Source organism: Thiorhodococcus fuscus (assembly GCF_042682685.1).
Classification (GTDB): domain Bacteria; phylum Pseudomonadota; class Gammaproteobacteria; order Chromatiales; family Chromatiaceae; genus Imhoffiella; species Imhoffiella fuscus.
Map to the genome: position 1 here is coordinate 24,762 of NZ_JBHUHX010000062.1, position 12,899 is coordinate 37,660.

The following is a 12,899-nucleotide window of genomic DNA, read 5'->3' on the forward strand; positions in this document are numbered from 1 at the left end:
TGCGAAGGGTATCAGAAAACCTGCTGCAATCCGTGCGCGGGACCTATAACGAGATGATTGGTTGAACAATGCACACTGAGTACGCCATGGAGCCGCCATCGAGAGTCGAACGCATCGGGGCGGGTAGGGCATTGGTCGTGGTGCGATGTCTCGGCGAGGAGACAGTCGGGTGCGCTGGCGCCATTCTTGCTCATGTGGGCCAGGGCGATGCGGTTTCGGTTCTCGCTGCCGAGTCCGGGACTGCGGACGTGGAAGGGGGCGGCGCTCCAGGTGCGTTCGGAACGGGTCTTCCTCGGCTTCTGGGCCTGCCCCAGGGGGAGATCCTCTACTCCGAGACGCTCATCGAGCGCATCCAGGATCGGATTCAAGAGATCGGGGCGGAGTTCGTCTATGTGTGCTCGCCTGCCGAACCCGCCTTCGCGGCGCGTCAGCTGTCGCTCGCCGTCACCGAGGCGGTGCGTCGCTGCGGGCATGCGTGCCGGCTGGTCTATTTCGAGCTGGAGACCGAGCTGAGGCCCAATCGCTTGCTGGAGGTCGGGTCTTTCGTCGACGCCATCGTCTCGGCCCGCGACGCGCTCGACGGCACTGGCGATCGCGCGCGACAGCTGGATCTCGTTCGGGCGCGCGAGAACTATCGCAAACGGTTAGCGGATGGTGCCGATGTCGAGGCCTATCGCCTCATCGACGGCGAGGAGCTGCGGGCCTTGCGGCCGGGTGGGCCGATCGCTCCGCTGCTCTCGGTCCTATCCGGTCCCGAAGCCTTGGAACGGCCGCTGTCGCCGCCCCTGATTTCGATCATCGTGCGCACCACCGGGCGGCCCGAGCTGGCCGACGCGCTCAATGCGATTGCGGTCCAGACCTATCCGAATCTGGAGGTCGTGGTGGTTCAGGCCAATGCCGGGGCGCCCTTGACGCTTCCCGAGCGGGTTGGCGCGGCCGAGCTGCGACTGGCGCGCACGGGTGAAGCGCTGCACCGCAGTCGCGCCGCCAACCTGGGGTTGAGCGAGGCCCGTGGAACCTATCTCGCCTTCCTCGACGACGACGACTGGTGGCTGCCCGAGCATCTGTCGTTGCTGGCGCGGCGGTTGGATGGGGTTCCCGAACGGGCGGCCTATTCCGGCGTGCGGTGCGTTCGGCCCGAGGGCGATGGCTGGGAGGAGAGCCATCTCTTCAACGACCCCTTCGACGCGAATCGTCTGTTGGTCGACAACTTCGTTCCCATCCACTCGGTGCTCTTCCACCGCTCGCTGTTCGAGGAAGGCTGCCGCTTCGACGAAGATCTGGATGTCTACGAGGATTGGGACTTCTGGGTGCAGGTCTGCCGTCTCACCCCCATGCTGCATGAACCGAGTCTGTCCGCCGTCTATCGGTTGGCCGCCGGAACCGGGTTCGGTGTTTCGGCCGCCCAGGCGGAGGTCGAGTCGGGGCTTGCGCGCTTCTTCGCCAAATGGCGCCACCAGTGGACCGACGACGAATGGATGCGGGTGGTCGAGCGAGCGCGCTCGGCCCAGGGCATCGCCGTGATGCAGCGCCAAGTGCGCCTGACCGAAGGCCAGAGGGACCAGCTCGGCGACTACAATCGAACGCTGAACGCGCGCTTGGCCGAGTCCAACGATCGTCTGGGGCGGCTGCACGAGCGCAAGCAGGCTCTGGAGGCGCAGCTCCTGACGGCCGAGACCCGGGTCCGCGACGAGATGCAGGCCCATTTCGCTGAGCGTCAGTGTCACTACGAGCAGCGGATCGGCGAGGTATCGATCGAGCGCGATCTGCTGCGGCAGCGGCTCGACGAGCTCCATGCCTCCACCTCCTGGCGTCTGACCGTTCCAGTCCGGATGCTGCGGCGGGGGATCGGTGCGACACGGTGCTGGATGGGCGCTGCCTATCGGTCGGGATCGCGCTTGGCGCGTTTGCTCTATCGCGGCGTCCTGCCGCTGGCCGTGCGTCGGCATCTGACGCCCGCCCTGTCCCAGGTCGTGTCGCGGCCACCGGCGGTTTCGGAGGAGACGCCGCGCGTTCCTCCCTTCGAGAGCGGCGTGCCCTTCAATGCGAGTCCGCTGTCCATTCTGCGTCTCTCGCCGAAACGTCTGATGTTCAGCGCCGAGACGCTGGTCCTGCCGACCTCCGAGTCGCCCAAGGTCTCGGTGGTGATGCCGGTCTTCAAGCAGCCGGCCTACACCCTGGAGTGTCTCAGCTCGATCGTCCAGTATCCGCCGCTCGCCGCCTTCGAGCTGATCCTGATCGACGACGGCTCCGACTCGGAGACCCGCGCACTGCTGCGCGCGGTGCGCGGGATCCGGCTGATCGAGAACGAGAGCAATCTCGGTTTTCTGCGTTCCTGCAACAAGGCGGCCATGACCGCTCGCGGCCGTTACTTGCTGTTCCTGAACAACGACACCCAGGTGCGTCCGGGTTGGTTGGATCGGTTGTTGGAACTCTTCGCCGATTCCAGCATCGGCATGACGGGATCCAAGCTGCTCTATCCGAGCGGCCATCTGCAGGAGGCGGGCGTCAGCATGAAGTCGGACGGTTCGGCCCGGCTGGTTGGGCTGAACGGCGATCCGTCAGCGCCCGAATTCAACCAGCCGCGTGAGGTCGATTATTGCTCCGGCGCCTCGTTCATGATCGAGCGCGACCTCTTCGAGCGTGTCGGTGGCTTCGACGACCGCTATGCGCCGGCCTATTTCGAGGACGCCGACCTGGCCTTCCAGGTGCGCGCGCTCGGACGCCGTATCCTCTATCAGCCGGCCTCCGAGGTCGTCCACCATCTGAGCGTCACCACCGGGGTCGCCGGCGACAAGTTGGCCCGGATCGAGTCCAATCGCCTCAAATTCGTCGACAAATGGCGCGATCAATTGTCCGAGCTGGATCGTGTGCGGCTCATCGCCTTCTATCTGCCCCAGTTCCATCCGATCCCGGAGAACGATGACTGGTGGGGCAGGGGCTTCACCGAATGGACCAACGTCACCCGTGCCCGTCCCAACTTTGCGGGGCACTATCAACCGCATCTGCCGGGCGAGCTCGGCTTCTACGACCTGCGGCTCGCCGAGACGCGTCGCAGACAGGCCGAACTGGCGCGCGAGCACGGCATCCACGGCTTCTGTTATTACTACTACTGGTTCAACGGCCGGCGACTGCTGCACCGTCCGCTCGACGAGGTGCTGGCGAGCGGCGAGCCGGACTTCCCCTTCTGCGTCTGCTGGGCCAACGAGAACTGGTCGCGGCGCTGGGACGGTCGCGAGCAGGATCTGCTCATGGAGCAGCAGTATTCGCCCGAAGATGACGTCGCCTTCATCCGCGCGCTCTTTCCGGCCCTGTCCGACCCGCGCTATATCCGCATCGACGGCCGGCCGCTGCTCCTCGTCTACCGTGCGAGCTTGCTGCCGGACCCGCGCGCGACCACGGATCGCTGGCGCGAGGAATGCGTCCGCGCCGGACTGCCCGAACCCTATCTGGCCTGCGTGAACAGCTTCCGCGAGGGCGAGGGCTCGCCGGTCGGATTCGAGGCTGCGGTCGAATTCCCGCCGCACGGCCGTTCGGTCCAGGTCGACGCGCCGGAGGGCATGCTGAATCCGAATTTCAGCGGCCGCTTCTACGACTATGCGGCCACGGCGCGGACCTTCGCCGAGCTGAGCTATCCCCAGTCCAAGGTCTTCAGGGGCGTCATGCCGGGTTGGGACAACACGGCCCGTCGACAGGACGCAGGCGACATCTTCCTCGGCGCCTCGCCCGAGATCTACGAGTCCTGGTTGACCCGGGCCATCGCCGAGACGCGCGACCTCAAGTTCGGCGACGAACGTCTGGTCTTCGTCAACGCCTGGAACGAGTGGGCCGAGGGCAATCACCTGGAGCCCGATAGTCAGTTCGGCAACGCGTATCTCGAAGCGACCCGGCGCGCGCTCGATGCGGTCGTCGCCCCGAGCCCTAGAGGTTGACCCGACGTCCATCGAGCCGGTATCGAGAATCCGTTGCTCGGCATCCCTGAGGTAAAGAAGTGACTCGATCCATTCCCCCATTGGTCTCCCGCGTTCGCGATGCGCGTCGTCGTCACGGCGGTCTGCGCCCGCTGGCCAAGGCGCTCTGGCGCTTCGCGCGCGAGCGCGGTGCGGGCGCGCTGTTGCGGCGTCTTGGTGCGCGTCCCGGAGTCGAGGCGCCGCCAACCATCGCGTTGCCCGAGAGCCCGGTTCCGCTCCCGAACGAGACGCCGCGCGATCCGGTCTGGCTGCAGCAGTCGCCGGGTGTCCTGCTCGTGGGACATCCCTATCTCATCTCGGGGCGCGGAGAGGACGTGCGCATGGCGGCGAATGCCTTGGCCGCCACCGGCATCCCCTTCCACATCCGCAACACCTTCGACGCCGGCGAGGAGAATCGCCCTCGGCTCGCGCGCTTCGCCCATTTCGACCGTCTGAGCCGCACGGCGCGCCATCGCGCCAGTCTGTTCGTGCTCAATGCCGACGAGATGATCCCGGCCCGCAATCATCTGGGGTCTGAGTTCTTCGATGCCGGTTATCGCATCGGCTACTGGGCCTGGGAGCTGAGCCGATTCCCGGACGCCTGGTCGCCCGCGCTCGATCTGGTCGACGAGATCTGGGCGCCGTCGCGCTTCATCCAGCAGGCGATCGCCGAGAAGACCCGGCGTCCGGTCGTCCGCATGCCGCTGGTGGTCGATCCCGAGCCGAGCGATCTGCCAAGATCCCATTTCGGTCTCCCGGACGACCGCTTCCTGTTCCTCTTCTTCTTCGATTTCAGCTCCTTCGTCGCGCGCAAGAATCCCTGGGCGGTGATCGAGGCGTTCGAGCGCGCCTTCCCTGAATCCGAGCGCGACGGCGTCGGTCTGGTGATCAAGCTCAACGGCGGACAGTTGCGTCCCGACGACTATCGCGACTTCCTGGAGCACGAGGCGATCCGGCGGCCCGGTGTCTGGGTCATCGACCAGGTGCTGAGCGACCGGGAGATCCGGGGGCTGATGAGCGGCTGCGACGCCTTCGTGTCGCTGCATCGCTCGGAGGGCTTCGGGCGCGGACCGGCCGAGGCCATGCATTACGGCAAGCCGGTCATCGTCACCGGCTATTCGGGCAACCTCGATTTCTGCAACGAACTCAATGCCTGTGTGGTCGACCATACCTTGGTCGCGGTCGGCGAGGACGAGTATCCGCACGGCGAGGGTCAGATCTGGGCCGAGGCCGATGTCGATCAGGCCAGCTGGTACATGCGGCGTCTGGTTTCGGAGCGGGCGTTCGCCGAGCGAATCGCAGGCGCTGGGGCGCGCTATATCCGAGAATTCAACGGCGCCGCCGCCGTCGGCCGGCGTTATGCGGCGCGGCTGGGAGTGCTCGGCTTGATCTGAGCGTCCAGGCGGATGCCCGAGCCGGACGTCGTCTCGGCGCTGCCGTGGGCCGCGCGCTCCAGGGCATCGCGGGTCGCCTGGAGGTAGGCATAGCCATGTCGCTGATCGGGCTCCAGATGGGCGCCTTCGGCCCATTCGTTCCAGGCATTGATGAAGACGAGCCGCTCGCTCGGTTCCTCGAAGCGCTTCACCGTGTCATGGATGGCGTTCTCCAGCCATTCGCGGTAACCGGCGGGACTGGATCCCAGGAAGACGGCCCCGCGCTCGGGGCGGCGCGCCTCGTTGTCCCAGGACGGATTCACGCCGCGAAAGAGCCGGTAGTCGCATGGACCGTAATGACGGCTTTGCTCCAGGTAGACCGTCCAGTCGTAGATCATGCCCCTGAAGTTGCGGTTGCGGCGCTCGATGCGTCGAGTGATGGCGACCGGGTGCGAGTTGTTGGGCGGGAACTCGATGGCGGCGTCGAATCCGTAGCGTGCCGGATCGACCGACTCGAACGATTGGGTGTAGGCCAGATAGAGGTCGCCCACACCGTTGCGCAGACACCAATCCCGCCAGCGCTCTGCGGTCTCGATCGGGCTGGGGAAGAGTTCGGGCCGGTAGATCAGCAGCAGCGGCCGCCCCTGGATGCGGATGTATCTGGGGTCGCGCAGATAGTCGGCGGCGGCGGCGATGAAGGCGATGTCGTCCTCGGGGGTGTGCTCCTGAGCGATCAGGATCTCGTTGGCCCGTCCGTCCCAGCGCCGGCTCCAGCTTTCGTTCGCCCAGCAGATGCAGAATGGGAGGTCGAGATCGCTCCGTAGATAGGATTCGATCGGACGTTCGAGCAGGCGCCGGCCGTTGAACCAGTAGTGATAGAAGGCGAAGCCGCCGATGCCGTAGAGTTTGGCCAGCTCGACCTGTCGCTCCATGATCTCGGGGACCCGCAGGTCGTAGAACCCGAGTTCGCCCGGCAGATGGGGTTGGTAGTGTCCGGGGAACTGAGGCCGTCCTCGGACCACGTTGGTCCATTCGGTGAAGCCCTTGCCCCACCAGGCGTCGTTCTCCGCAATGGGGTGGAATTGGGGCAGATAGAAGGCGATCAGCCGCGCTGGCGGATCGGCCGGAGGTTCGGCGTCGAGCAGTTCGACCGGGCGTGCCTCCTGGCAACCACCGATCAGGTGTGCCCGGATCGATTGAAGCGCGCCGCGTTGCGTATGGCGATAGGCCTGGAGCCCAGGGTGTGATCTGAAAAAAAAGGGGGCGGCACGAAAGAGCTGTTGCTGGATGCGCTGCCGCATCGGGATATCGATCGGCAGAAGACGCCATAGTGGACGCAACAGATCGACGATCATGTTCCCCTCAGTGGATTCTGTTGGCCGCATCCCCTGTATCCCGCTGAGCGGGGGATGACGCGCATCCTGGTTGTCATCGCGTTACGGGAGGCAAGACGGTATAGTGCGCAGCCTATCAGAAAACCGCCTGTCGGCCTTGCTCGGAAACCGCCTGTGCGCCGAGTTTTTCTGGGCTTGGCTGTATGAGGGGTGTCTCGGATGCGTGCTTCGATGTCGAAGGCTGGAATGAACCGATCAGGATTCCGCCATGAGCGTATCGACCCCCGACACCTGATCGCCGTTTTTTCTCGGAAGGGTTAGATGTCAACCACTGCTCCCCACGGAGGCGAATCGCCTCTTCTGCTCCAATTTCGCCACGGTTTGCGACGCGATCAGTTCGACAAGGCCATTCGCGACATTCGCGATGGATGGGCGCGTCGCGAGCTGTGGATGACCCTGGCGTTCCAGGACATTCGTCGCCGCTATCGACGCTCCAAGCTGGGGCCATTCTGGATCACCCTCTCCATGGGCATCATGGTGATGGCGTTGGGCCTGCTTTATGGCCAGATCTTCCGCCAGGACCTGCACGAATACCTGCCCTTCCTGGCGGCCGGATTCGTCATCTGGGGGCTGGTCTCGACCATGATCATCGATGGCTGCGAGGCATTCATCGTTTCGGACGGCATGATTCGGCAACTGAATGCGCCCATTTCCATCTATGCCTACAAGTGTATCTGGTCGAACCTCATCATCTTCGCCCATAACATCTGGATTTTCTTCGGCGTCGCGCTCTGGTATGGCATCGACCTGAATTGGAATCTGTTGTGGATCCCGGTCGCACTGCTGGTTCTGGTCGCAAACGGTCTCTGGATGTCGCTCTTTCTCGGTCTGCTCAGCGCGCGTTTCAGGGATGTCCCGCTCATCATCGGTAGCGTGGTGCAGGTGTTCTTCTTCATCACTCCGGTCATCTGGCACCCCGCGATGCTGCCCGACCGCGCCTTGCTGCTCGACCTCAATCCCTTCTATCACATGGTCGAGATCGTCCGCGCGCCCATGTTGGGGCAGCCTCCCGATCTGGAGCACTGGCTGGCCGTGTTGCTGCTCGGTCTGGTCGGATGGGCCATCACCCTGTTCTTCTATTCCGCCTACCGTTGGCGTATCGCCTACTGGGTTTGAGGGGGGCACACATGGCATCTATCCAGCTGGAAAACGTCTCCGTTTCCTTTCCGGTCTACAGCGCCTCCAACCGTTCGCTCAAGAATCGGCTCATCCAGAGTGCGACCGGCGGTCAGATCCGGGCCGATACCGTCTCGCAGCGTATCTCGGTGGTCGAGGCGTTGCAGGACATCAATCTGAAGCTCGAAAACGGCGATCGGCTGGGATTGGTCGGACACAACGGTGCCGGCAAGACCACCCTGCTGCGCGTGCTCGGCGGCATCTACGAACCCAACTGCGGGACTGTCCGTGTCGAAGGGTCCACCGTGCCGCTGTTCGACATCGCGCTCGGCATGGATCAGGAGAGCACGGGCTACGAGAACATCGTCCTGCGCGGGCTCTTCCTCGGTCTCACGCGGCGTCAGATCAAGGAGCGCATGGACGACATCGCCGAGTTCACCGAGCTCGGAGACTTCCTCAATTTGCCGATCCGTACCTATTCGGCCGGCATGCAGATGCGTCTCGCCTTCGCCGTGTCCACCTCGGTGGTGCCCGACATCCTGCTGCTCGACGAGGGAATCGGTGCCGGCGATGCCTCGTTTCTCGACAAGGCCCGCGCCCGCTTGCACCGCTTCACCGAGCAGGTCTCCATCATCGTCCTCTCGTCCCATGCGAACGATCTCATCCGCAACATGTGCAACAAGGCGATCCTGATGGAGCATGGCCGCATCGTCGAATACGGGCCGACGGAGGAGGTGTTGCAGGTGTATGAGGCGCAGCGCGAGAAGCAGAAAGATCAGCCCAAGCAGGTCTCTAACGGCTGAATATCCTTCGCGTTCCAGTCGACGGAGAGTGTCATGAGCATCAAGACCACCCACCTGATCCGGATTCTGCGCGAGCGCTTTCATGCCTTTCCCGGCATCTCGGAGCGCGCATTGCTGGAATCCCTGCAGATCTTCCGTCTGTTCGAACTGCACGAGGGCGAGCGTTTGCAACTCAGCGGCAGCGAGCTGCCGGACCGGCTCTATGTCGCCGTCGGTCGCGTGGCGATCACCGGGAGCGATGGAGATCGCAAGGAGGTTGCCGCAGACGATCTGGGGTTCGTCCTGCTGCCGACCCTGCCCGCGACGCTCGGAGTGGAGGCATTGGAGGACGCCTACCTCTGCCACATCGACACCGCGCTCGCCGACTATCTGCTGACACTGGAGGAGGTCGCCGAAAGTCTCGCCGCGCCCGGTTCCAACTTGGACCACTCTCTTCGTCTGGTGCGCGACACGGCGACTTTCCGCCGGATTCCGCTGGAGAACGCCGAACGCGCCTTGACCAGCCTGCGTGAGCGCCGGGTTCAGGCTGGCGAGGAGATCGTGCGTATGGGCAAGGAGACCGATGCCTTCTACGTCCTGGTCGCCGGTCGTGCCGAGCTGTGGCAGATCGACGACGAGGAGGGGATTCCGATGAAGGCCGCCGAACTGGAGTGCGGCGACGCCTTCGGCGAGGAGAGCCTGCTGACCGGGAAGACCAGCTCGGTGACCGTGCGTATGCTGGAGGACGGCGTCCTGCTTCAACTGCTCCGCGACGACTTCTCCTCGCTCATGGCCCAGCCGTTGGTGCGCGAGGTCGATGTTCCCGTGGCGAAGGCCATGATCGAGCACGACTATGTCGCACTCGACGTGCGTCTGGAAGAGGAGTTCGACGAGGGGCACATTCCGGGTTCGCTGCTGATCCCCCTTTCGCAACTGCGCAAGCGTGTCGAGGAACTCGATCGCGCCGCCCGTTACGTCGCCTATTGCCGCAGCGGCCGGCGCAGCTCCGTGGCCGCCTTCCAGTTGAGTCAGCTTGGCTTCGACGTGGTCAGCATGGCCGGCGGCGTCCTCGCCTGGAGCGATCCGCTGACCGAACCGGTGGAGTGATGGGGGAGCGTTGCCAGCTGCCAGCTTTCAGCCGCCAGCTGAAGGTTGTCCGGGGCTTGGACATGGGCTGGCTTGCAGGCATGTCCCCACGACCTGGTGCCGTGTCCAGGTCGTAGGTGCGCATTCATTCGCACATCAGGCGCCGCTGCGCGCTGCGGAGACGAACAGCCAGGCCCCGATCAGGTAGCTGAAGGCGACCAGTGCCGCTCCGACCGAGTCTTGCAGCCATTGTCCTGGACCCAGCAGCAGCACCAAGGTGCCGCAGACGAGCAGGGTGGCTCCACCGATCAGCCGGGCCGATCCGGACGCGTTGAGGGACTGGTTCTCGCGCGACGATTGGTGACTTCGGTGCGCATGCTCGGCGGCCCGCAGACGTTTGTCGTAGGTCATGAGCATGCGATAGGCGACCAGAGGCAGCTCGGGTGCCTGGTCGGCGACCGAATAGAGGTTGCGCTTGGTGCGGTCGAAGAGCCCTTTGAGACCGACCTGATCCTTCATCCAGCGTTCCATGTAGGGTTTGGCCGTGGTCCAGAGGTCCAGCTCGGGATAGAGCTGGCGCCCCAGCCCCTCGATGTTGAGCAGGGTCTTCTCCAACAGCACCAGCTGCGGCTGGATCTCCATGTTGAAGCGTCGCGCGGTCTGGAACAGCCGGACCAGGAAGTGCCCGAACGAGATCTCGGCCAGCGGCTTCTCGAAGATGGGCTCGCTCACCGTGCGGATCGCCGACTCGAACTCGTCGACCCGAGTGCCGGGCGGGACCCAGCCGGACTCGACGTGCAGCTCGGCGACACGGCGATAGTCGCGCTCGAAGAAGGCGAGCAGGTTCTCGGCCAGATAGCGCTGGTCCTCGGTCGTCAGGGTGCCGACGATGCCGAAGTCGATCGAGATGTAGCGCCCGGACGGCTCGACGAAGATGTTGCCCGGATGCATGTCGGCATGGAAGAAGTTGTCGCGGAACACCTGGGTGAAGAAGATTTCCACCCCACGCACCCCGAGCAGCTCCATGCTCACGCCCTGGGCCTTGAGCCGCTCCACGTCGCCCACCGGGGTGCCGTAGATGCGCTCCATCACCATGACGTTGGGGCGCGTCCAGTCCCAGTAGACCTCCGGGATGTAGAGCATCTCGCTGTTGATCCAGTTGCGGCGCAGCTGGGAGGCGTTGGCCGCTTCGCGCTGGAGGTCCAGCTCGTCGAAGATGGTCTTCTCGTACTCGCGCACCACCTCGATCGGACGCAGCCGCCGCCCGTCCTTCCAGTAGCGGTCGGCGAGGTAGGCGACGGTGTACATGAGCCCCAGATCCTGGCGGATGGTGCGCTCGATGCCGGGGCGCAGCACCTTCACCACCACCTCGGTGCCGTCCTTGAGGCGGCCGGTGTGGACCTGGGCGATGGAGGCCGATGCCAGAGGAATCGGATCGAACTGATCCAGCACCTCGTCGACCGAGCGGCCCCAGGCCTTTTCGATCAGGGCGCGCGCCTCGGCTCCGCCGAAGGGCGGGACCCGGTCCTGGAGCTTGGCGAGTTCGACCGCCAGGTCGTCCGGCAGCAGATCGCGTCGGGTCGAGAGGATCTGGCCGAACTTGACGAAGATCGGCCCCAGGTCCTCCAGTGCCATGCGGACCCGCGCCGGATAGGACGGCAGGTCGCGTTTCACCCAGTGCCAGGGCAGGAAATATTTGACCCAGCGCAGCGGTCGGAACAGATGGGTCGCGAGGACGACCTCATCGAGACCGTGATGCAGGAGGATCCAATTGATGCGGAGGAGACGCAGTGCCTGACGGGGACCGATCATGGCTGGTTGCCGGACTCCGTGGTATTCGCGACGAGCCGTTCGATGCGGGCGGCGAGCCGCTCCACGTCATCGCGCAGGCCGTCGACCTGGTTCAGGAAGGCATCGACCTCGTAGCGGGTCGGCAGCAGGCGGCGCTCTTCCTGCAGATACTCGCGCAGATTGGCGGTCATGGAGTCCGAGGTCCGCTGTCCCCAGCGCTCGGCTGAGCGCACCTGGTTGCCGACCTGGCGGGCGAAGGGATCGCCGATGACGCGGGCGAGCTGCTCTTCCCAGTCGATCTGGAGTGCGGCGAGCGCGGCGCTGAAGTCCTGCGCGAGCGCCGTGTCGCCCTCGATCTCGACCTCGCCCGAGATCAGCGGGGTCTCCTTGCGTTCGGTCATGCCCATGCGGGCGAGCCCGAGCAGCGAGCCGCGAATGAGGCAGTCCGGTTCGGACTCGTAGGTTCCGAAGACCTGCAGTCGGCGCGCGCTGGGGATGACGGTCACCCGGGTGCCGAACCCCTTGAGTTCGATTCCGATGATGCGTCCGGCGAGCGCGGCGAAGGCGGCCGAGCCCTCGGGATCCAGGGCGATGTAGCGATTGATCGTCTGCTCGACGACCGCCAGCACGGCGTCCGGGATCTGAATGCCCTCGCTCACAGTTTGTACCCCCGGTGGATGGCGACGATACCGCCGGTGTGGTTGAAGTATTCGCAACGCTCGAAGCCCGCCGTCTCCATCATGGAGCGCAGCGTCTCCTGGTCCGGGTGCATACGGATGGACTCGGCCAGATAGCGATAGCTGCCCGAGTCGTTGACGATCAGCTTGCCGAGCGTCGGCAGAACCGAGAAGGAATAGACGTCGTAGACCTTGCTCAGCGGCTTGGTGAGCGGGTGCGAGAACTCCAGGATCAGCGCCTTTCCGCCCGGACGCAGTACGCGGAACATCTCGTTCAGCGCGGCCTGCTTGTCGGTGACGTTGCGCAGGCCGAAGCTGATGGTGACGCAGTCGAAGCGATCCTCGCCGAAGGGGATCTTCTCGGCGTTGATGAGGCTGTAGTGCAGGTTGCCGACGCGGCCGCGATCGAGCATGCGCTCGCGACCCTCGCCGAGCATGGCGGCATTGATGTCGGACATCACTACCAGACCGTCGGGACCGACGATTCCGGCGAAACGGTCGGCGAGGTCGCCGGTTCCGGAGGCGAGATCCAGCACCTGCTGTCCGCGCCGCACGCCGGCCAGCTCGATGGCGTGGCGCTTCCAGAGACGATGGATGCCGAGCGACATCAGGTCGTTCATCAGGTCGTAACGGGATGCGACCGAGTCGAAGACCTCGCGTACGCGCGCGGCCTTTTCGCCGACCGGTACCTGTCGATAGCCGAAATGGGTGGTTTTCTGGTCTGACATGC

General features: G+C 64.7%; 9 protein-coding genes. 5 read left to right on the plus strand and 4 right to left on the minus strand.

Going from position 1 to position 12,899, the window contains the following annotated elements; translation table 11 throughout:
• Nucleotides 1–68 precede the first annotated feature (68 nt).
• On the plus strand, nt 69–3,932 hold the full coding sequence (locus ACFSJC_RS19335; protein WP_386028842.1) for a glycoside hydrolase family 99-like domain-containing protein: 3,864 nt from the start codon (nt 69–71) through the stop codon (nt 3,930–3,932).
• 59 nt (nt 3,933–3,991) lie between these two features.
• Nucleotides 3,992–5,344: a glycosyltransferase gene (locus ACFSJC_RS19340; RefSeq protein ID WP_386028844.1), complete on the plus strand. Its 1,353-nt coding sequence runs from the start codon at nt 3,992–3,994 to the stop codon at nt 5,342–5,344.
• Here the strand turns inward: ACFSJC_RS19340 and ACFSJC_RS19345 are convergent.
• Nucleotides 5,308–6,678: a glycoside hydrolase family 99-like domain-containing protein gene (locus ACFSJC_RS19345; RefSeq protein ID WP_386028846.1), complete on the minus strand. Its 1,371-nt coding sequence runs from the start codon at nt 6,676–6,678 to the stop codon at nt 5,308–5,310. The two genes, ACFSJC_RS19340 and ACFSJC_RS19345, sit on opposite strands and share 37 nt — an antisense overlap.
• Before the next feature lie 300 nt (nt 6,679–6,978).
• Here ACFSJC_RS19345 and ACFSJC_RS19350 point away from each other — a divergent pair, with 300 nt between their 5' ends.
• Genes ACFSJC_RS19350 through ACFSJC_RS19360 form a run of 3 tightly spaced genes read left to right on the plus strand, consistent with a single transcriptional unit; the run spans nt 6,979 to nt 9,722 of the window.
• Nucleotides 6,979–7,833 (plus strand): ABC transporter permease, encoded by an 855-nt coding sequence (locus ACFSJC_RS19350; RefSeq protein ID WP_386028848.1) that lies wholly within the window; start codon nt 6,979–6,981, stop codon nt 7,831–7,833.
• Between the two features lie 11 nt (nt 7,834–7,844).
• Nucleotides 7,845–8,636 carry an ABC transporter ATP-binding protein gene (locus ACFSJC_RS19355; protein WP_386028850.1) on the plus strand — a complete coding sequence of 264 codons (792 nt, stop codon included), beginning with the start codon at nt 7,845–7,847 and terminating at the stop codon, nt 8,634–8,636.
• Nucleotides 8,637–8,669: 33 nt separating this feature from the next.
• Nucleotides 8,670–9,722, plus strand: coding sequence for a cyclic nucleotide-binding domain-containing protein (locus ACFSJC_RS19360; RefSeq protein ID WP_386028852.1), 1,053 nt, complete (start codon nt 8,670–8,672; stop codon nt 9,720–9,722).
• 135 nt (nt 9,723–9,857) lie between these two features.
• On the opposite strand, the gene ubiB is transcribed toward ACFSJC_RS19360, so the two are convergent.
• The 3 genes from ubiB to ubiE are packed head-to-tail and all read right to left on the minus strand — an operon-like array spanning nt 9,858 to nt 12,897.
• Nucleotides 9,858–11,513, minus strand: coding sequence for a ubiquinone biosynthesis regulatory protein kinase UbiB (gene ubiB / locus ACFSJC_RS19365; RefSeq protein ID WP_386028854.1), 1,656 nt, complete (start codon nt 11,511–11,513; stop codon nt 9,858–9,860).
• Nucleotides 11,510–12,151, minus strand: coding sequence for a ubiquinone biosynthesis accessory factor UbiJ (locus tag ACFSJC_RS19370; RefSeq protein ID WP_386028856.1), 642 nt, complete (start codon nt 12,149–12,151; stop codon nt 11,510–11,512). Before ACFSJC_RS19370 ends, ubiB begins: the two co-directional genes overlap by 4 nt.
• On the minus strand, nt 12,148–12,897 hold the full coding sequence (gene ubiE / locus ACFSJC_RS19375) for a bifunctional demethylmenaquinone methyltransferase/2-methoxy-6-polyprenyl-1,4-benzoquinol methylase UbiE (RefSeq protein WP_386028858.1): 750 nt from the start codon (nt 12,895–12,897) through the stop codon (nt 12,148–12,150). Before ubiE ends, ACFSJC_RS19370 begins: the two co-directional genes overlap by 4 nt.
• Nucleotides 12,898–12,899: the final 2 nt, after the last annotated feature.

Bases quoted from the DNA above. Each gene is read 5' to 3' on its own strand.
- ACFSJC_RS19335 (WP_386028842.1), top strand. From the start codon at position 69: ATGCACACTGAGTACGCCATGGAGCCGCCATCGAGAGTCGAACGCATC.
- ACFSJC_RS19345 (WP_386028846.1), bottom strand. From the start codon at position 6,678: ATGATCGTCGATCTGTTGCGTCCACTATGGCGTCTTCTGCCGATCGAT.
- ACFSJC_RS19350 (WP_386028848.1), top strand. From the start codon at position 6,979: ATGTCAACCACTGCTCCCCACGGAGGCGAATCGCCTCTTCTGCTCCAA.
- ACFSJC_RS19355 (WP_386028850.1), top strand. From the start codon at position 7,845: ATGGCATCTATCCAGCTGGAAAACGTCTCCGTTTCCTTTCCGGTCTAC.
- ACFSJC_RS19360 (WP_386028852.1), top strand. From the start codon at position 8,670: ATGAGCATCAAGACCACCCACCTGATCCGGATTCTGCGCGAGCGCTTT.
- ubiB (WP_386028854.1), bottom strand. From the start codon at position 11,513: ATGATCGGTCCCCGTCAGGCACTGCGTCTCCTCCGCATCAATTGGATC.
- ubiE (WP_386028858.1), bottom strand. From the start codon at position 12,897: ATGTCAGACCAGAAAACCACCCATTTCGGCTATCGACAGGTACCGGTC.